At 71.6% G+C, this 16,958-nt stretch carries 19 protein-coding genes; 11 read left to right on the top strand and 8 right to left on the bottom strand.

Annotated elements, in window-relative coordinates; genetic code table 11:
- Positions 1 to 49: 49 nt before the first annotated feature.
- Both ACZ7LV_RS12410 and ACZ7LV_RS12405 read left to right on the top strand, forming a co-directional pair.
- A complete protein-coding gene (locus ACZ7LV_RS12410; protein ID WP_471938494.1) occupies positions 50 to 1,312 on the top strand; it encodes a VWA domain-containing protein in 1,263 nt (420 codons plus the stop codon).
- Positions 1,312 to 2,094, top strand: a complete 783-nt coding sequence (locus ACZ7LV_RS12405) for a hypothetical protein (RefSeq protein ID WP_471938492.1) — start codon at positions 1,312 to 1,314, stop codon at positions 2,092 to 2,094. The genes ACZ7LV_RS12410 and ACZ7LV_RS12405 overlap by 1 nt, the downstream gene beginning before the upstream one ends.
- A gap of 73 nt (positions 2,095 to 2,167) precedes the next feature.
- Here the strand turns inward: ACZ7LV_RS12405 and ACZ7LV_RS12400 are convergent, their stop codons facing one another.
- On the bottom strand, positions 2,168 to 2,794 hold the full coding sequence (locus ACZ7LV_RS12400; RefSeq protein ID WP_471938490.1) for a winged helix-turn-helix transcriptional regulator: 627 nt from the start codon (positions 2,792 to 2,794) through the stop codon (positions 2,168 to 2,170).
- 85 nt (positions 2,795 to 2,879) lie between these two features.
- Between ACZ7LV_RS12400 and ACZ7LV_RS12395 the strand changes: the two genes are divergently transcribed.
- The 4 genes from ACZ7LV_RS12395 to ACZ7LV_RS12380 all read left to right on the top strand — a co-directional run bounded on the left by ACZ7LV_RS12395 (position 2,880) and on the right by ACZ7LV_RS12380 (position 5,862).
- Entirely contained in the window at positions 2,880 to 4,088 is a 1,209-nt protein-coding gene (locus tag ACZ7LV_RS12395; protein WP_471938488.1) for a pyridoxal phosphate-dependent aminotransferase, read from the top strand.
- A gap of 21 nt (positions 4,089 to 4,109) precedes the next feature.
- On the top strand, positions 4,110 to 4,712 hold the full coding sequence (locus ACZ7LV_RS12390) for a histidine phosphatase family protein (protein ID WP_471938486.1): 603 nt from the start codon (positions 4,110 to 4,112) through the stop codon (positions 4,710 to 4,712).
- Positions 4,713 to 4,759: 47 nt separating this feature from the next.
- On the top strand, positions 4,760 to 5,377 hold the full coding sequence (locus tag ACZ7LV_RS12385) for a hypothetical protein (protein WP_471938484.1): 618 nt from the start codon (positions 4,760 to 4,762) through the stop codon (positions 5,375 to 5,377).
- A 62-nt stretch (positions 5,378 to 5,439) separates the two neighbouring features.
- A complete protein-coding gene (locus ACZ7LV_RS12380; RefSeq protein WP_401665386.1) occupies positions 5,440 to 5,862 on the top strand; it encodes an acyl-CoA thioesterase in 423 nt (140 codons plus the stop codon).
- 233 nt (positions 5,863 to 6,095) lie between these two features.
- Here ACZ7LV_RS12380 and ACZ7LV_RS12375 read toward each other — a convergent pair whose 3' ends face one another.
- The 7 genes from ACZ7LV_RS12375 to ACZ7LV_RS12345 all read right to left on the bottom strand — a co-directional run bounded on the left by ACZ7LV_RS12375 (position 6,096) and on the right by ACZ7LV_RS12345 (position 11,886).
- Positions 6,096 to 7,442 carry a nucleobase:cation symporter-2 family protein gene (locus ACZ7LV_RS12375; RefSeq protein ID WP_471939202.1) on the bottom strand — a complete coding sequence of 449 codons (1,347 nt, stop codon included), beginning with the start codon at positions 7,440 to 7,442 and terminating at the stop codon, positions 6,096 to 6,098.
- Positions 7,443 to 7,739: 297 nt separating this feature from the next.
- Positions 7,740 to 9,119, bottom strand: a complete 1,380-nt coding sequence (locus ACZ7LV_RS12370) for an 8-oxoguanine deaminase (protein WP_471938482.1) — start codon at positions 9,117 to 9,119, stop codon at positions 7,740 to 7,742.
- 126 nt (positions 9,120 to 9,245) lie between these two features.
- Positions 9,246 to 10,193: a factor-independent urate hydroxylase gene (gene pucL, locus ACZ7LV_RS12365; protein ID WP_471938480.1), complete on the bottom strand. Its 948-nt coding sequence runs from the start codon at positions 10,191 to 10,193 to the stop codon at positions 9,246 to 9,248.
- 5 nt (positions 10,194 to 10,198) lie between these two features.
- Positions 10,199 to 10,594 (bottom strand): hydroxyisourate hydrolase, encoded by a 396-nt coding sequence (gene uraH / locus ACZ7LV_RS12360; protein ID WP_471938478.1) that lies wholly within the window; start codon positions 10,592 to 10,594, stop codon positions 10,199 to 10,201.
- A gap of 4 nt (positions 10,595 to 10,598) precedes the next feature.
- Positions 10,599 to 11,111 (bottom strand): 2-oxo-4-hydroxy-4-carboxy-5-ureidoimidazoline decarboxylase, encoded by a 513-nt coding sequence (gene uraD, locus ACZ7LV_RS12355; RefSeq protein WP_471938476.1) that lies wholly within the window; start codon positions 11,109 to 11,111, stop codon positions 10,599 to 10,601.
- Between the two features lie 164 nt (positions 11,112 to 11,275).
- Positions 11,276 to 11,638 (bottom strand): helix-turn-helix domain-containing protein, encoded by a 363-nt coding sequence (locus tag ACZ7LV_RS12350; RefSeq protein ID WP_471938474.1) that lies wholly within the window; start codon positions 11,636 to 11,638, stop codon positions 11,276 to 11,278.
- Entirely contained in the window at positions 11,635 to 11,886 is a 252-nt protein-coding gene (locus ACZ7LV_RS12345; RefSeq protein WP_471938472.1) for a YkoF family thiamine-binding protein, read from the bottom strand. Before ACZ7LV_RS12345 ends, ACZ7LV_RS12350 begins: the two co-directional genes overlap by 4 nt.
- A 162-nt stretch (positions 11,887 to 12,048) precedes the next feature.
- Here ACZ7LV_RS12345 and ACZ7LV_RS12340 point away from each other — a divergent pair, with 162 nt between their 5' ends.
- The 5 genes from ACZ7LV_RS12340 (at position 12,049) to ACZ7LV_RS12320 (ending at position 16,856) form a co-directional block, all read left to right on the top strand.
- Positions 12,049 to 12,870 carry a TIM barrel protein gene (locus tag ACZ7LV_RS12340; RefSeq protein WP_471938470.1) on the top strand — a complete coding sequence of 274 codons (822 nt, stop codon included), beginning with the start codon at positions 12,049 to 12,051 and terminating at the stop codon, positions 12,868 to 12,870.
- Positions 12,871 to 12,895: 25 nt separating this feature from the next.
- Positions 12,896 to 13,789 (top strand): 2-hydroxy-3-oxopropionate reductase, encoded by an 894-nt coding sequence (locus ACZ7LV_RS12335; protein WP_471938468.1) that lies wholly within the window; start codon positions 12,896 to 12,898, stop codon positions 13,787 to 13,789.
- A 191-nt stretch (positions 13,790 to 13,980) separates the two neighbouring features.
- A complete protein-coding gene (locus tag ACZ7LV_RS12330) occupies positions 13,981 to 15,438 on the top strand; it encodes a catalase (protein WP_471938466.1) in 1,458 nt (485 codons plus the stop codon).
- 402 nt (positions 15,439 to 15,840) lie between these two features.
- Positions 15,841 to 16,107 (top strand): hypothetical protein, encoded by a 267-nt coding sequence (locus ACZ7LV_RS12325; protein ID WP_401665362.1) that lies wholly within the window; start codon positions 15,841 to 15,843, stop codon positions 16,105 to 16,107.
- Between the two features lie 113 nt (positions 16,108 to 16,220).
- Entirely contained in the window at positions 16,221 to 16,856 is a 636-nt protein-coding gene (locus ACZ7LV_RS12320; RefSeq protein WP_471938464.1) for a TIGR04222 domain-containing membrane protein, read from the top strand.
- Positions 16,857 to 16,958: the final 102 nt, after the last annotated feature.

Here is a 16,958-nt window from a genome sequence, read left to right as displayed (position 1 = left end):
ACGATCTCCCGTTTTGGAGGGCGACACCTCTGATCAATAGGATCCGCCGATGATCACAAGACAACGGCTGGCGGTGGGGGCCTGCGCCCTGCTCGCCGCGCTGGCGGCGGGAATCGCGCTCCCGTCGACGGCGCTCGCCGACGAGACCACGGCCGCCGCGCCCAAGGTCGACCTCGTCCTGGACGTCAGCGGTTCGATGCGGGCGCGGGACATCGACGGCCAGTCGCGCATGGCGGCGGCGAAGCAGGCGTTCAACGAGGTGCTGGACGCCACCCCCGAGGACGTACAGCTCGGTATCCGCACCCTGGGGGCCAACTACCCGGGCGACGACCAGAAGACGGGCTGCAAGGACACCGCCCAGCTCTACCCGGTCGGCCCGCTGGACCGGACCGAGGCCAAGGCGGCGGTGGCCACGCTGGCGCCGACCGGCTGGACCCCGATAGGTCCTGCGCTGCTGAAGGCGGCCGGCGACCTCGACGGCGGCACCGGCTCCAAGCGCATCGTGCTGATCAGCGACGGCGAGGACACCTGCGCCCCGCTCGACCCGTGCGAGGTGGCCCGCGAGATAGCCGCCAAGGGCATCGGACTGACCATCGACACGCTCGGCCTGGTGCCCAACACCAAGATGCGGCAGCAGCTGAGCTGCATCGCGGAGGCGACCGGCGGCACCTACACGTCGGTGCAGCACACGGACGAACTCACCGACCGGGTGAACCAGTTGGTGGACCGGGCGGCCGATCCGGTGGTGACGCCGGTGGCCACCGAGGGCGCGCAGCAGTGCGGCGAGGCGCCGACGCTGAAGTCCGGCCTGTTCACCGACCGCGAGGAGTTCGGGCAGCAGCGCTGGTACCGGGTGGACGTGCTGCCCGGCCAGGAACTGCGCGCCTCCGTGAGCGTGTCCGCGGACCGCGACGTCACCCCGGCCCACGGCGTGCTGCTGCGGGCGGTCACGGCGAAGGGCCGCGAGATCGTCCGGGGCGAGGCGGCGGGCAACGGCCGTACGGACGTGGTCTCGACGGGGTTGCGCTACCCGAAGCGCGACAGCGACGAGGACGAGCCCGTGGCCGAGAGCGTGTGCCTCCAGGTCACCCACTCCTTCTCGGCGGCCTCCGGTGTGAAGACCACCCCCGGGCTGCCGGTGGAGCTGACGATCGACGTCGTCGACGGCCCCTCGCCGTCGCACGACGTGGCCGCCTTCGGCCTCGGGCGCGGCTGGTGGCTGCTCGGCGCCCTCGTCCTGACCGGTTTCGTCGCCGGCGTGCTGTGGGGCTGGCTGTCACGCTGGCGGGTCGCGGTCTGGAGGACCAACTGATGCGTGTCGTGAAGGCTTTGGGCGTGGCGCTGCTGGCGCTCGGATGGGCCGCCGCACCGGCCGCGGCCGACTCGCCGTCGCCGGACCCGTCGGCTCAGGGCGCGACGGCGCCCGTCCAGGCGGGCACGTCGTTCCGCACGGCCGCCGAGTTCGTGCAGGGGCAGACGGCCACCGCGGACGCCTCCGCGGGCGACTACCTGTACTGGTCGTTCCCCGCGGACGCCGGTCAGCGACCCACCGTCAAGGCGACGGTGAAGCTGCCGCAGACGCACGCCGCCGAGACCTGGCAGATCGACGTGTACGACGGTCTGCGGCGCCGGCAGGCCTGCCAGTACGGGGCGCAGTCGCGCACCGCCGCCGCGGACGCGGCCTCGCTGGAGCTGGCCTGCACGCTGCGCACGGTCCGCGCCTGGGCGGAGCCGTGGGCGAACGACCCGCTGCCGGGCACGTATTACCTCCGCCTCACGGCGGTGGGCCTGCCGACGTCGGACCTGGGTCTGCCGGTGGGCGCCGAGGTGCGGGTGGAGTCCAAGGAGATCGGCGGCGCGGCGGCGGTGGACGGCTCGCTGGCCGAGCCGCTGGTGCCGGGAGCCGCCGTCACGTCCCAGAAGGACGACGAGGACGCGGCGGTGCTGTCGAGCATCGAGCCCGAGGACGGCTGGACCTCCGGCTGGTGGTCCAGCCGGTGGGTGTGGACCGCGGTGGGCGGCGCGCTGGCCGCGCTGGCCGGCATCGGAGGGTACGCGCTGACCCGGGGGTCGGGACGGCCGACCGGAGTCTGACGCCCTGGGCGCCGACGCCCGCTCAGGAGGCCCGCCCCGTGCGGGCCTCCTGCCTTTTCCTCACGCCTTTTCCTCACGCCTCCCGCAGCGCCTTGGCCAGGGTGCCGTCCCCGGACACGGTGATCCGGCCGTCCCGTACCGCCTCCGCCACGCCCACCTCGCCGCGGGCGACCGCCGTGCAGGTCTCCGTGCCGAGGACCAGCAGCGCGTCGGGCTCACCGGGCGCCGGCCCGTCGCCGTACACGGCCGCCGACCCGGCGCCGACGTACAGATGGAAGTCCCCTTCCTCCAGCCGCACTTCGACGAGCCCCTCGCCTTCCAGAGCCCGCAGCAGGGGCAGCGCGAACCAGTGCGCCCGGACGGCGTCCGTGGGCCGCCGCTCACCGAGCGCGGGCTGCCCCCACTCGCCGAGCGCCTGCAGCACCGGCAGCAACGCGCGCCCGCGCGGCGTGAGTTCGTACACGTACGCCGCACCGGGCGGCGACAGCCGGCGCCTGGTCGTCAGCCCGTCGCGCTCCATGTCCTTCAGCCGCGAGGCGAGTACGTCCGTGCTGACGCCCGGCAGGTCCGCGTGCAGGTCCGTGTACCGGCGCGGACCGGCGAGCAGTTCACGGACGATCAGCAGGGTCCAGCGGTCACCCACGACGTCGAGCGCACGGGCGGCGGAGCAGTACTGGTCGTAACTTCGACGAGGTGGCATGCGACGCAGTCTAGACATGTCGTTGGACTTTCCAAGCTCGCACTTGGTAAAACCAAGCAACACCACAACCGGAGGGGCGCACCGCATGGAGTTCCGGCAGTCGAACAAGCTGAGCGAGGTCTGTTACGAGATCCGCGGCCCGGTGATCGAGCACGCCAACGCGCTGGAGGAGGCGGGCCACAGCGTGCTGCGCCTGAACACCGGCAACCCCGCGCTCTTCGGCTTCGAGGCGCCGGAGGAGATCCTCCAGGACATGATCCGGATGCTGCCCCAGGCGCACGGTTACACCGACTCGCGCGGCATCCTCTCCGCCCGCCGCGCGGTGGCCCAGCGCTACCAGACACTGGGCCTCCAGGTCGGCGTCGACGACGTCTTCCTCGGCAACGGCGTCTCCGAACTGGTGTCGATGGCCGTCCAGGCCCTGGTCGAGGACGGCGACGAGATCCTGATCCCCGCCCCCGACTTCCCGCTCTGGACGGCGGTGACCACGCTGGCCGGCGGCAAGGCGGTCCACTACCTGTGCGACGAGCAGGCCGACTGGTACCCCGACCTGGACGACATGGCCTCGAAGATCACGGACCGGACGAAGGCCGTGGTCCTCATCAACCCCAACAACCCCACCGGCGCGGTCTACCCCAAGGAGATCGTCGAAGGCGTCCTCGACCTCGCCCGCCGGCACGGCCTGATGGTCTTCGCCGACGAGATCTACGACCAGATCCTGTACGACGACGCCGTGCACCACTCGGCCGCGGCGCTCGCCCCCGACCTGGTGGTCCTGACCTTCTGCGGCCTGTCGAAGACCTACCGGGTAGCGGGCTTCCGCTCCGGCTGGCTGGTGGTGACCGGGCCCCGGCAGCACGCCAAGGACTATCTGGAGGGCCTGACCATGCTGGCCTCCATGCGGCTGTGCGCCAACGCGCCCGCGCAGTACGCCATCCAGGCCGCGCTCGGCGGCCGGCAGTCCGTCCACGAGCTGACCGCTCCGGGCGGCCGACTGCACGAACAGCGCAATGTGGCATGGGAGAAGCTCAACGAGATCCCCGGTGTGTCGTGCGTGAAGCCCAAGGGCGCGCTGTACGCCTTCCCGCGCATCGACCCCAAGGTGCACAAGATCCACGACGACGAGAAGTTCGTGCTGGACCTGCTGCTGCGGGAGAAGATCCAGGTCGTCCAGGGGACGGGCTTCAACTGGCCGGCGCCGGATCACTTCCGGATCCTGACGTTGCCGCACGCGGATGATCTGGAGGCGGCGATCGGGCGGATCGGGCGATTCCTCGGCGGGTACCGGCAGTAGCGGCCGCTTAGCGTGTGCCGCATGGGTGATCTACTGCTGGTGCGGCACGGGGAGACCGAGTGGTCGCGCTCCGGGCGGCACACCGGTCTGACGGACGTCCCGCTGACCGAGCACGGCCGCGAGGAGGCACGCGCGCTGGTGCCGCTGATCCGGTCGCACCGGATCGGGGCCTGCTTCGTCAGCCCGTTGCAACGGGCCCGCGAGACGGCCGAGCTCATCGGGCTGCACGGCCCGGTGCGGGTCGACGCCGATCTGCTGGAGTGGGACTACGGCGGCTACGAGGGCGTCACCACCGTCGAGATCCAGCGGGAGCGCCCCGGCTGGTTCCTGTTCACCGAGGGGGTGGTGCCCGGACCGCCGGAGCACCCCGGGGAGAGCGTGCGCCAGGTCGGGGCCCGGGCCGACCGGATGCTCGGCAAGGTCGACGCCGCCCTCGCCGACACCGAGGGCGTGGTGGTGCTGGTGTCGCACGGGCACTTCCTGCGGGTGCTGACCGCCCGGCGGCTCGGGCTGCCGCCGCGGGACGGCGCCCTGTTCCAGCTGGCGACGGGAGCGCTGGGCCGGCTCGGCACCGAACACGGGCGGCCCGTCGTCGCCGGGTGGAATGTCAGAGCCGGGTCGTAGCCTTCGAAGCGGTGGGGCCAGTGCCCAGCGCCGGGAGGGAGCATGCCGTGACACGACCGCCGACCGCCGCCCAGCGGCGTGTCATCGACGCCGCCGATCCGGTGACCGGGCGGCTGCGGGGCACCGACGCGCAGCTCGCGGCGCTGGTGAAGCGGGGACTGGCGTTCCGGCACCCCCGGCCGCCGCACGACCACTTCCTGACGCCCGCCGGGCACCGGATACGGGAGGCCGAGCCGGAGCAGCCCGAGGCCCCCGCGGCGACGGGTGTGTTCGCGGCGCGGATCGGGGGCGAGGAGAGCGTGCCGCACGCCGGTCCCGGGCGGGCCCGCGAGGTGCGCAGCGCCTGGCAGGGCCTGCTGGAGCTGCGCCGGATGACGAACACCGACGGTGCCACGGACCGGCCGTGCGGCTGGGAGCGGACGCATCTGGTGCAGGCCGCCGCGCTGGCGCTGGAGGCCGGTGAGCATCGTCCCGCCGGTCAGGACCTCGCCGGCTACCGGGTGCGGGCGACCCCGCAGCCGGAGGCCGTCGCCGTGTACGAGCCGGACCCGGCGGCGCTGCGGGCGTGCGCGGCCACACTGGAGGAGGCGGGCTGGCAGGTCGGCGAGTACACCGAGCCACGGACGCGGGCGCGCTATCTGCTGGCTTCCCCGCGCAGGGCATGATGGGCGTGACGGGCATGCCGGGGAGCACGGGCCACGGCGCCGACCAGAACAGGGGGAAAGCCATGACCGAGCCGTTCTCCGTCCGGGTGACGGTCCGCGGGTACGAGACCGATGTGCAGGGCCACCTCAACCAGGCCGTCTATCTGAGCTACGCCGAGCACGCCCGCTGGACGCTGCTCCAGGAGGCGGGGATCACCCAGCCCGGCCTGGCCGCGGCCGGTGTGGGCCCGGTGGTCCTGGAGACGACGATCCGCTACCGGCGGGAGCTGCTCGCGGGCGACGAGGTGGACATCACCTGCGTCTTCGAGTGGGGCGAGGGCAAGGTGTTCCGGATCCGCCAGACGATCCGCAAGACCGACGGCACGGTGGCCGCCGAGCTGGAGGGGGTCGGCGGGCTGCTGGACCTCAAGGAGCGCAGGCTGCTGCCCGAGCCGCAGGCGTACTTCAAGAAGCTGGCGAACGACCCCGCCCGGTTCGGGCTCTGACCGGCCGCACCCGAACTCGGATGCGGGACGGCGCCCCGGCCCGCACGGCTCCGGTCCCATGGCCCCACGACGTAGCAGACCGAGCCAGGCGCCGGCCGTGAGGGGGCTGGACCGGGACGCGTCGGCAACTCCGGCTGCCTGGACGGGAAGACGCCGTACGCCACCGAGGCCGGACTGCCGCTGCGGCGGTGGCCAAGGGCACCATGCCGCGCAGGCGGAGTCGTTCGCGGACCTCATGGCGTGGCGGGGGCCCGGCCCGGCTGACCGGTGAGTTCCTCACCCGCCTCCATGGGGTGGGTCACGTCCTGGGCGTCATGGCTTCGGCCGAGGTGGTTGAAGACGAAGTTCAGCAGCACCGCGGCGACGCAGCCGGTGGAGATGCCCGAGTCGAGGACGATCCTCGCGGTCTCCGGGAAGGCGTGGTAGAACTCCGGCGCGGTGATCGGGATGATGCCGACCGCGAGGGAGACGGCGACGATCAGGACGTTGTTGTCCTTGTCGAGGCCGGCCCGGACCAGGGTCTGGATACCGCTCGCGGCGACCGAGCCGAACAGGACCACGCCCGCGCCGCCCAGCACCGGACGCGGTACGACGGCGATCAGCGAGGCCGCCATCGGGCACAGGCCCATCAGCACCAGGAAGGCACCGCCGGTCGCGACGACGTACCGGCTGCGGATCTTCGTCATCGCGACCAGGCCGATGTTCTGGGCGAAGGCGCTGCACATGAAGCCGTTGAACAGGGGGCTGATCGCCGAGCCCAGGGTGTCGGCGCGCAAACCGGCCGCGATGGTCTTCTCGTCCGCCGGGCGGTCCACGATCTCGCCGAGCGCCAGCATGTCGGCCGTCGACTCGGTCATCGACACCACCATCACCACGCACAGCGAGACGATCGCGGCGATCTGGAACTGGGGGGCGCCGAAGTGGAACGGGGTGGGGAAGCCGACGACGTCCGCCTCGGCGACCGGCCCGAAGTCCGTGACGCCGAACGGCACGGCGACCAAAGTGCCCGCGACGAGGCCGAGCAGGACAGCGATCTGTTTGACGAAGCCGCGGGTGAAGCGGCGCAGCACCAGGACGATGACCAGGGTGGCGGCGGCGAGGCCCAGGTTGGTGGCCGAGCCGTAGTCGTCGGCCGTGGGGCTCGCGCCCTGCGCCCAGCCGAAGGCGACCGGCAGCAGGGATATGCCGATCAGGGTGATCACGGTGCCGGTGACCACCGGCGGGAAGAAGCGGACCATCTTGCTGAAGAAGGGCGCCGCGAGGAAGCCGAGGAGTCCGGCCACGATCACGGCGCCGAAGATGATCGGCAGGGCGTCGGACTTGTCGTCGGTGGCGGCGACGACCGCCGTCATGGGGGCCACCCCGGCGAAGGTGACGCCGTTGACGAAGGGGAGTCTGGCGCCGATCTTCCAGACGCCGATGGTCTGCAGGAAGGTGGCGAGGCCGGCGGTGAACAGGCAGGCGCCGGTGAGGAAGGTCAGTTCGGCGGGGGTCAGGCCGATCGCGGCGCCGACGATCAGGGGCGGCGCGACGACTCCGGCGTACATGGCGGCCACGTGCTGCAGGCCGCTGGTCGCCATCTTCAGGACGGGAAGCTTCTCGTCGACGGGATGGACGGCTCGCTGCTCGGGGGCGGTGGGCGGTACGGCATCGGGCTGAGCGGCCACGGCGGCTCCTCCGGTCGGGTACACGGCCGCGCGGGAAGGCTGCCGTGGGTTTCAGGGAGGTGGTGCGCCGGTCGTGCGGGACCGGGGGTGACGGGGACCGTTCCGGGGCGCACTCGTGCGAGCGCGCCCCGGACACGGCCGCCATGGACCCCGCTCGGGTCCACGGCTGCCGGCCGGGAGCCGTCCCTCCCGGCCGGAGTCTCGGGCAGGTCAGCCCTGGGCGGCGATCCGTGCCAGCCGCTGCGCCTCGTCCCGGGTGGAACGGGCGATGGCGTCCTCGTCGACGGTGAGCAGCCGGCCGTTCTCGACGATCTGGCGGCCGTTCACGAACGCGGCCGTGACCGGGGCCGCCGCGCCGAAGACCAGCGCGGTCACCGGGTCGGCGATGGAGGAGTGGGCGAGGGTGTCCAGCTTCCACAGCACGAGGTCGGCCAGCTTGCCCGGCTCCAGGGAGCCGATCTGGTCGGCACGGCCGAGCACCTGGGCGCCGCCGTGGGTGCCGAGGCGCAGCGCCTGACGGGCGTTCAGGGCTGCTTCGCGCTGGGCGCCGAGACGGTTGATCAGCAGGGCGTTGCGCAGTTCGGTGTGGAGTTCGCCGGACTCGTTCGACGCGGTGCCGTCGACGCCGAGGCCGACCGGGACACCGGCGGCGAGCATGTCGGGGACGCGGGCGATGCCGGCGGCGAGGCGGGCGTTGGAGGAGGGGCAGTGGGCGACGCCGGTCCTCGTGCGGGCGAAGGCGGCGATGTCGGAGTCGTTCATATGGACGCAGTGGGCCATCCACACGTCTTCGCCGAGCCAGCCGGTGGACTCGAAGTAGTCGGTCGGGCCCATGCCGAACAGCTCGTGGCAGAACTTCTCCTCCTCCACGGTCTCCGAGCCGTGGGTGTGCAGGCGAACCCCGAGCCGGCGGGCCAGTTCGGCGCCCTGGCGCAGCAGGTCGGTGGAGACGGAGAACGGGGAGCAGGGCGCGACGGCGACCTGGGTCATGGCGTCGAAGGAGGCGTCGTGGTGCTGCTCGACGGTCTCCTCGGTCGCGGTGAGCGCGCCGTCGAGGGTCTCGACCGCGAAGTCCGGCGGCAGGCCGCCGTCCTTCTCGCTGCGGTCCATCGAGCCACGGGCGAGGGTGAAGCGGACACCCGTCTCGCGGGCGGCGCGGATGATCGAGCCGGACAGGTCGCCGGAGCCCCGCGGGAAGACGTAGTGGTGGTCCATCGCGGTGGTCACGCCGCCGCGGGCCATCATCGCGAGGGAGCCCTGGGCGGCCGCGTACGTCATCTGCTCGTCGATGCGCGCCCAGACCGGGTACAGGGCGACGAGCCAGTTGAAGAGGTTGTGGTCCGTGGCGAGACCGCGGGTGATCCACTGGTAGAAGTGGTGGTGGGTGTTGACCAGTCCGGGGGTCACGAGATGGCCGGAGGCGTCGATACGGCGTACGACGTCCTCCAGGTTCTCGGGGGCCTTGCCCGAGCCGAGCGCCTCGATGCGGTTGCCGGCCAGGACGACGTACCCGGAGGCGTACTCGGTGTCGTCGGCGTCGACGGTCGCGATCGCACAGTTCTCGATGACGATGCGCTGGGCTGCTGCCATGGTGCGTCCTTTTCGCTCAGCGGACTTCGGAGGAGAGGGCACGGCAGGACCCTGGGGTTTTGAGTGCCGCGGCCGGGGAGCCGGAGTCTGTGTCTCCGCCGGCCGCGGGTGCCGAAAAGGGGGCGATCAGAGGTTGGTGAGGTCCGTCGGGATCCTGGCCTCGCAGCCGTCCCGCAGGATGGTGGCCTCGATGAGGCCGTAGGGCCGGTCGGCGGCGAAGTACACCTCGTTGTCGTTCTTCAGCCCGAACGGCTCCAGGTCCACCAGGAAGTGGTGCTTGTTCGGGAGGGAGAAGCGGACCTCGTCGATCTCGCTGCGGTTGAGGATGATGCGCGAGCCCATCTGGTACAGCGTCTGCTGCAACGACAGCGAGTACGTCTCGGCGAAGGCCTGGAGCATGTGCTTCCTGGTCTGCTCGTAGGACTTCTCCCACTGGGGCATCTTCTGCTCGTCGTCGGTCCAGTTGAACCGCCAGCGGCCGGAGACCTGGGTGGCCAGGATGCGGTCGTAGGCCTCCGGCAGCGTCGTGTACTTGTCCTTGACGAAGCCCCAGAACTCGGAGTTGGTCGAGTTCATCACGACCAGGTCCTTCAGACCCGAGACGACCTCCCACGACGAGCCGTCGTAGGTGATCTGCGTCAGCCGGGTCTCCTGGCCCTGGCGCACGAAGGAGTGCTTGACCTCGTCGGCGCCGATGAACCTGGAGTTGGCGTCGGAGGTCGCGATCCGCTCCCAGGCGTACTCCTCGATGCGGATCCGCGCCCGGTGGATCGGTTCCTGCGAGGTGACGAAGTGCCGGGCGAGGTGGATGCCGAACTGCTCGGCGGACTCGATCCCGTACTCCTTGGCGAACGCGAACACCGTGTTCTTGGTGGTGTCGGTCGGCAGCACGCTGGCGTTGGAGCCGGAGTAGTGGACCTCGTCCATGTCGCCGCTCAGGGCGACCGACACGTTCAGGTCCTTGATGTGGTGGGTGGCGCCGTCCCGCGTGATCTTCACGACCCGGTTCTCGGCCTTGCCGTACTGGTTCTGTCCCAGCATCACAGGGTGGGCGGGGCGGGGATTCACTGCCATGTCTGCTAGCTCCCTCGGTAAACGGAGTAGCCGAACGGGTTGAGCAGCAGCGGTACGTGGTAGTGCTCGCCCGGCACGACGGCGAACGTGATCGCCACCTCCGGGAAGAACACACCGGGTCCGCTGTCCCGATTCGCGGGGGCGTCCTGCTGCGCATCGGCTTGCTTCTTCTCGAAGTACGACTCGACGGCGAAGTCGAGCCGTACGTGGGTCGTCCCCTCCGGCAGGGCCGGAAGGTCCTTGCACCGGCCGTCGGCGTCGGTCGCGGAACCGCCGAGCGACTTCCAGTCCGCCGCGCTGCCGGCGCGGGCGGAGAGCTGGACGGCGACGCCCTCGGCGGGGCGGCCGGCGGAGGTGTCCAGGATGTGCGTGGACACGGAGGCGGTGGTGCTGGTGCTCATGGTGTCAGGCGTCCTCTTCGACGAGTCGGGCCAGTCGGATGCGGTTGATCTTCCCCAGCTCGGTGCGGACGATCTCCCGCTCCTGCTCGGGCGAGTGACCGATCCGTTCCTTGACCGCGTCGCGCATCTGCTCACCGGTGCGGCCGGTGGCGCAGATCAGGAAGACATGGCCGAACCTCTCCTGGTAGGCGAGGTTCAGTTCCAGCATCTCCGCCTTCAGCTCCTCGGAGGCGCCGGCCATGCCGCGCTGTTCGCGGGCCGAGGTCGGGTCGCCCGGCCTGGGGCGGCCGATCGGCGGGTGTCCGGCCATCGCCTCGTCGAGGTCCCGGTCGGTCAGCTCGGCCGTCGCGGCGTCACTGGCGCCGTAGAGGTCCTCGGCGGCGGCGTAGGGGCGGGCGGCGAGGAGCCGGTCCGCCCAGGCGGTGGAGGCGCACGCCTCCCGCAGCGCGGTGGAGGCCGCGCGCTCCTCCAGGGCGTTGAAGCGGGCCAGGCCCGGCGGCGTGGAAGTGGACGTCACGGGAGCCTCCGTTGGCCTTGTCGGCCTTCGTACTGAACGGGCTGCGGATAGCTAACGCCCTGCGAAACATCACGTCAACAGTTTGTTGAAAATTCGGGGCAACAAAAAACCGCCGTCCCCGCACTGCACGGGACGGCGGTCGCACACCGGAGGCGAAGCCCAGGTCAGGCCTGCTTGTCGCGGTTCAGGTAGTTGTAGACGGTGAACCGGCTGACGCCGAGCGCACCGGCCACCGTCTCCACGCCGTGCCGTACCGAGAAGGCGCCCCGCGCCTCCAGTATGCGCACCACCTCCTGCTTGGACCTGCGGTCCAGCTCGGACAGCGGCTTGCCCTGGCGGCGCTCCATGGCCGCGAGGATGTGGTCGAGGGAGTCGGCGAGCTGCGGCAGCCGGACGCCGACCACGTCGACGCCCTCCCACGCCAGCACCACGTCGTCGGCGTTCGCCTCGTCGGGGGCGATCAGCATCCCGCCCATGGCGTCGACCAAGGGCTTCACCGCGGCGATGAAGGACTCGTTGCCGGTCACTCGTCGCCCTCCCCGACCACATTGACCTGGAGCGAGACCCGGGTGGCGCCGGCCTGGAGCGCCTTGCGCAGCAGGGCGTCCACGGCGGTCAGCACCTCGTCGGCGCCGCCCTCGGCGGTGTTGCCGAAGGGACCCACGTCCACGGCGTCCAGCGCGGCCCCCTCGATGACCTCACGCGCCACCAGCGCGTGCGCGGGCGGCTCGTCGAGGTCGAAGGGTTCGGTCGTGAATTCCACTCTCAGTCGCACGCGCACAACCTAACGCGCCCCACCGCCTCCCGGGCAGGGGCGATTTGCGGGCCGGTCTTGACAGTCCCCGCCCACCGCGGGCACTCTTCCGTTAAGCAGAAACCAACTTCCGCAATACGGAAACACACGGAAACACTCAGCAGGAAGGGAGCGCCGACCCCGATGGGATTCGCAGACCAGCGCTTCAACGTCAACCTGTCGATCCTCTTCACGGAACTCCCGCTCCTGGAGCGCCCGGCCGCCGCGGCCGCGGCCGGCTTCACCGCGGTCGAGCTGTGGTGGCCCTGGGTCGACTCCCCCACCCCTGAGCGGTCCGAGCTCGACGCCCTGAAGCGGGCGATCGAGGAGGCGGGCGTCCAGCTCACCGGCCTCAACTTCTACGCCGGCGAGCTCCCGGGCCCGGACCGCGGCGCCCTGTCGATCCCCGGCGAGGAGTCGGAGCGGTTCCGCGCGAACATCGACGTGGTCGCGGACTTCGCCGCGTCCCTCGGGTGCAAGGCGCTCAACGCGCTCTACGGCAACCGCGTCGAGAGCGTCGACCCGGCCGAGCAGGACGCGCTCGCCCTGGAGAACCTGGTCCTCGCGGCCCGCGCCGCCGACCGGATCGGGGCCGTCCTGCTGATCGAGGCCCTCAACAAGCCCGAGTCGCCGCGGTGTCCGCTGGTCTCCGCGCCGGCCGCGATCGGCGTCGTCGACAAGGTCAACGAGGCGACGGGGCTGGGCAACGCCAAGTTCCTCATGGACCTGTACCACCTGTCCATGAACGGCGAGGACCTGCCGGCGGTGATCGAGGAGTACGCGGCGAAGACCGGCCACGTCCAGATCGCCGACAACCCCGGGCGCGGAGCGCCCGGCACCGGCTCACTGCCCCTGGAAGACCTCCTCGACCAGCTGAAGAAGGCGGGCTACGACGGCTGGGTCGGCCTGGAGTACAAGCCGGGCGACCGCCCGAGCGCCCAGGCCTTCGACTGGCTGCCCCGCTGATCTCGTCACCGAAAGGCACCCCACCATGAGCAACACCCTTCCCAAGATCGCCTGGATCGGCCTCGGCATCATGGGCTCCCCCATGTCGGAGAACCTGATCAAGGCCGGCTACGACGTCACCGGCTTCACCCTGGAGCAGGAGAAGCTGGACCGGCTGACCGCGGCCGGCGGCACCGCCGCCCCCTCGGTCGCCGAGGCCGTCCGGGACGCCGACGTGATCATCACGATGGTGCCCGCGTCGCCGCAGGTCGAGGCCATCGCGTACGGCCCGGACGGCATCCTGGAGAACGCGCGGCAGGGCGCCCTGCTGATCGACATGTCCTCGATCACCCCGCAGACCTCCGTCGACCTGGCCGCCGCCGCCCGCGACAAGGGCGTCCGGGTGCTGGACGCCCCGGTGTCCGGCGGCGAGGCCGGCGCCGTGGAGGCCGTGCTGTCGATCATGGTCGGCGGGGAGCAGGCCGACTTCGACCAGGCCAAGCCGATCTTCGAGGCGCTGGGCAGGACCATCGTGCTGTGCGGTCCGCACGGCTCGGGTCAGACCGTGAAGGCCGCCAACCAGCTCATCGTCGCCGTGAACATCCAGGCGTGCGCCGAGGCCGTGGTCTTCCTGGAGAAGTCCGGCGTGGACCTCAAGGCGGCGCTGGACGTCCTGGGCGGCGGGCTCGCCGGCTCGACCGTGCTGACCCGCAAGAAGGACAACTTCCTGAACCGGGACTTCAAGCCGGGCTTCCGGATCGACCTCCACCACAAGGACATGGGCATCGTCACCGACGCGGCCCGCAACGTCGGCGCGGCCCTGCCGGTCGGCGCCGTGGTCGCCCAACTGGTGGCCTCCCTGCGCGCGCAGGGCGACGGCGGCCTGGACCACTCCGCGCTGCTGCGGGCCGTGGAGCGCCTGTCCGGCGCCCAGGTCTGACACCCCCGAGACCTCCGGGCGGCGCCGCCGCCGACACCTGTCCTGTCGCGCCCAGGCGGTGGCGCCGCCCGGAACCCTCCTCGACTTCAACAAACTGTTGACGTCGCGATCGCCCCGAACCTAGGCTCCACGAAGCGGATGCTCCACGAAGTGGAAGTCTTTTTCCGCTGCCCCTCGTACGGAAGGTCACCATGTCGAAGCGCGTGCTCACCACCGAGTCCGGCGCCCCGGTCGCCGACAACCAGAACTCCGCCTCCGCCGGCGTCGGCGGTCCGCTCCTGCTCCAGGACCAGCACCTGCTGGAGAAGCTCGCGCGCTTCAACCGCGAGCGCATCCCGGAGCGCGTGGTGCACGCCCGCGGCTCGGGCGCGTACGGCTACTTCGAGGTGACCGACGACGTCACCGGCTTCACCCACGCCGACTTCCTGAGCGCCGTCGGCAGGCGCACCGAGACCTTCGTGCGCTTCTCGACCGTGGCGGACTCGCTGGGCGGCGCGGACGCGGTGCGCGACCCGCGCGGCTTCGCCGTCAAGTTCTATACGGAAGAGGGCAATTACGACCTCGTCGGGAACAACACGCCGGTCTTCTTCATCAAGGACCCTCTCAAGTTCCCCGACTTCATCCACTCGCAGAAGCGCGACCCGTTCACCGGCCGCCAGGAGCCGGACAACGTCTGGGACTTCTGGGCCCACGCCCCGGAGGCCACCCACCAGGTGACCTGGCTGATGGGCGACCGCGGCATCCCGGCCTCCTACCGCCACATGAACGGCTACGGCTCGCACACCTACCAGTGGACCAACGCCGACGGCGAGGCCTTCTTCGTCAAGTACCACTTCAAGACGAACCAGGGCATCCGCTGCCTGAGCGCCGAGCAGGGCGCCGAGACCGCCGGCCAGGACCCCAACTCCCACCAGACGGACCTGCTCCAGGCCATCGAGCGGGGCGTCAACCCGTCGTGGACCCTGTACGTGCAGGTCATGCCGGCGGCCGAGGCGGCGGACTACCGCTTCAACCCGTTCGACCTCACCAAGGTCTGGCCGCACAGTGACCACCCGCTGCAGCGCGTGGGCCGGCTGGTCCTCGACCGCAACCCGGACAACGTCTTCGCCGAGGTCGAGCAGGCCGCGTTCTCCCCGAACAACTTCGTGCCGGGCATCGGCCCCTCCCCCGACAAGATGCTCCAGGGCCGGCTCTTCGCCTACGCGGACGCCCACCGCTACCGCCTGGGCGTCAACCACACCCTGCTCGCGGTCAACGCCCCGAAGGCCACGACCGCGCAGAACTACGGGCGCGACGGCCTCATGGCGAGCAACGCCCAGGGCCGGTGCGCCAAGAACTACGAGCCGAACTCCTACGACGGCCCGGTGGAGACCGGCCGCCCGCTGTCGGCCCCGCTGCCGGTGTCCGGTCACACCGGCACCCACGTGGCGCCGCCGCACACCAAGGACGACGACTTCTTCCAGGCGGGCGAGCTGTACCGGCTGATGTCCGCCGAGGAGAGGTCCCGGCTGATCGCCAACATCGCCGGCGGCCTCTCGCAGGTCTCCCGCGACGACGTGATCGAGAAGAACCTGGCCCACTTCCACGCCGCCGACGCCGAGTACGGCAGGCGCGTGGAGGAGGCGGTCCGCGCCCTGCGCGAGGACTGAACCCAAGGGCTGCGTCCGGACTCTGACGGGAGGTCAGGACTTCGGACGCACCGCCCGCCAGGACACCGGCGACCCGGATGAGGGGTGGTCGACCGGTGGCCGGGCGGGCACGGCCAGGACCGCGGCGGCGAGCGAGCCAGTGCGGTGGTGAAGGCCCCGGAACTCCTTCTTCGACCTGAGGGGAGGGAACCCGGTGCTGTCGCCGTCCGTCGCGGTCCGAGCCACACCCACACCGTCCGGCGGCGCGAACGTCCTGTCGCGCCCAGCCTCGCGCCGCCGGACGGCCACACCTCACCGGGCGAAGGCGCCGGGTACGGACGGTCCCGTACCCGGCGCCTTCCCGTGTCCGGGACCGTACGGCACGGGGGTGCGAAACCGCTCCGGCCGCAGCACCCTGAAGGCATGGGACATCCACCGGAGCACCCGCACGTGGTGGTGCATCCGCCGGCCCTGGACGGCTCCCGGCGGGTCACCGAGGGCGACGACACGCTCGGCGTCGCCACGCACCTGGACGACGTCGGCGAGATCCTGCGGCTCGCCGATCTCTATGTGACCGACGTCGAGGACACCGACTTCATCGAGTGGCAGGGCGGCGGACCGGAGGACTGGCCGGGACTGTCCGAGCACCACGAGCATCACGGCCACGACGAGCATCACGGCCACCCCTGACATCACGGGCCGCCCGGCGCGGGCCGGCCGACGGGTCCCGGCATGCTTCAAGTACGCCCTGGGGCGGGCACATACCCCTCACATGCCGGGACCCGTCGGCACGGGGGTGGGTGGTGAGCGATCACGAAGCGCGCACGCGACGGCCGGGGCCGCACGAGCTCGGCATGCTGCGGGGAGGTCCGCGGGGCGCCGTCACGGTCGCCGTGCTGGGTCTGCATCTGCGGGGCCTGGTCGAGGCGGGACGGCCCGGCACCCTGCGCAGGGCCGCCGCCTTCCCCGCACCCGACCATCCGCTGGAGAAGGCGGTCCGCGTCGGCCTCTACCGCCCGGCCGGGATCAGGGAGTTGCCCACGCGCGCGGCCGTACGCCTGGCCCTCGCCCGGATGCGCGAGGACCTCGTCGCGGACGGACTGCTGCGTTCGGGGCTGCCGGGCCCGACGCGCAGGGGGCGCCGGCACCTCACCGCCCTGCGCGCCCGACACCCCATGCCCCCAGCCCCGGACGGCCTCACCGACGAGGAGATGCTCCTCGCGGTCGCCCTCCACGGCGGGCGCGCCCTGACGGCCCTCGCGCCGCACTTCACCCGCGCCTCGGGGCTGGACGGCCGTGGCACCCTCGCCGACGAGGGGCGCTTCCCGTTCGGCCGGGGCACCGACCTGCGCCGCACCTTCGGCGCCGAGCAGGGCCAGGCGTCCGAGGGCGGCGGACACGGGTGCGGGGGCGGCGGTGGAGGCGGCGGAGGGGACTGAGCCACGGCACGCCGAAAGGGCGGCCCACCTTCGGGTGAGCCACCCTTCAGCCGCCCCACGGGAGAGACCCGTGTGCCGGACCCAGGTGCCGGACCCAGGTGT

This window comes from Streptomyces sp. NPDC107562, from assembly GCF_055657325.1.
This window is presented reverse-complemented; position numbering and strand designations above follow the sequence as displayed.

Excerpts from the sequence above, each read along its gene's own strand:
- uraH (WP_471938478.1), bottom strand. The coding sequence starts at position 10,594 with ATGAGCACCAGCACCACCGCCTCCGTGTCCACGCACATCCTGGACACC.
- ACZ7LV_RS12405 (WP_471938492.1), top strand. The coding sequence starts at position 1,312 with ATGCGTGTCGTGAAGGCTTTGGGCGTGGCGCTGCTGGCGCTCGGATGG.
- ACZ7LV_RS12340 (WP_471938470.1), top strand. The coding sequence starts at position 12,049 with ATGGGATTCGCAGACCAGCGCTTCAACGTCAACCTGTCGATCCTCTTC.
- ACZ7LV_RS12390 (WP_471938486.1), top strand. The coding sequence starts at position 4,110 with ATGGGTGATCTACTGCTGGTGCGGCACGGGGAGACCGAGTGGTCGCGC.
- ACZ7LV_RS12370 (WP_471938482.1), bottom strand. The coding sequence starts at position 9,119 with ATGGCAGCAGCCCAGCGCATCGTCATCGAGAACTGTGCGATCGCGACC.
- ACZ7LV_RS12330 (WP_471938466.1), top strand. The coding sequence starts at position 13,981 with ATGTCGAAGCGCGTGCTCACCACCGAGTCCGGCGCCCCGGTCGCCGAC.
- ACZ7LV_RS12380 (WP_401665386.1), top strand. The coding sequence starts at position 5,440 with ATGACCGAGCCGTTCTCCGTCCGGGTGACGGTCCGCGGGTACGAGACC.
- ACZ7LV_RS12335 (WP_471938468.1), top strand. The coding sequence starts at position 12,896 with ATGAGCAACACCCTTCCCAAGATCGCCTGGATCGGCCTCGGCATCATG.
- ACZ7LV_RS12400 (WP_471938490.1), bottom strand. The coding sequence starts at position 2,794 with ATGCCACCTCGTCGAAGTTACGACCAGTACTGCTCCGCCGCCCGTGCG.
- pucL (WP_471938480.1), bottom strand. The coding sequence starts at position 10,193 with ATGGCAGTGAATCCCCGCCCCGCCCACCCTGTGATGCTGGGACAGAAC.
- ACZ7LV_RS12395 (WP_471938488.1), top strand. The coding sequence starts at position 2,880 with ATGGAGTTCCGGCAGTCGAACAAGCTGAGCGAGGTCTGTTACGAGATC.
- ACZ7LV_RS12410 (WP_471938494.1), top strand. The coding sequence starts at position 50 with ATGATCACAAGACAACGGCTGGCGGTGGGGGCCTGCGCCCTGCTCGCC.
- ACZ7LV_RS12325 (WP_401665362.1), top strand. The coding sequence starts at position 15,841 with ATGGGACATCCACCGGAGCACCCGCACGTGGTGGTGCATCCGCCGGCC.
- ACZ7LV_RS12375 (WP_471939202.1), bottom strand. The coding sequence starts at position 7,442 with ATGGCGACCAGCGGCCTGCAGCACGTGGCCGCCATGTACGCCGGAGTC.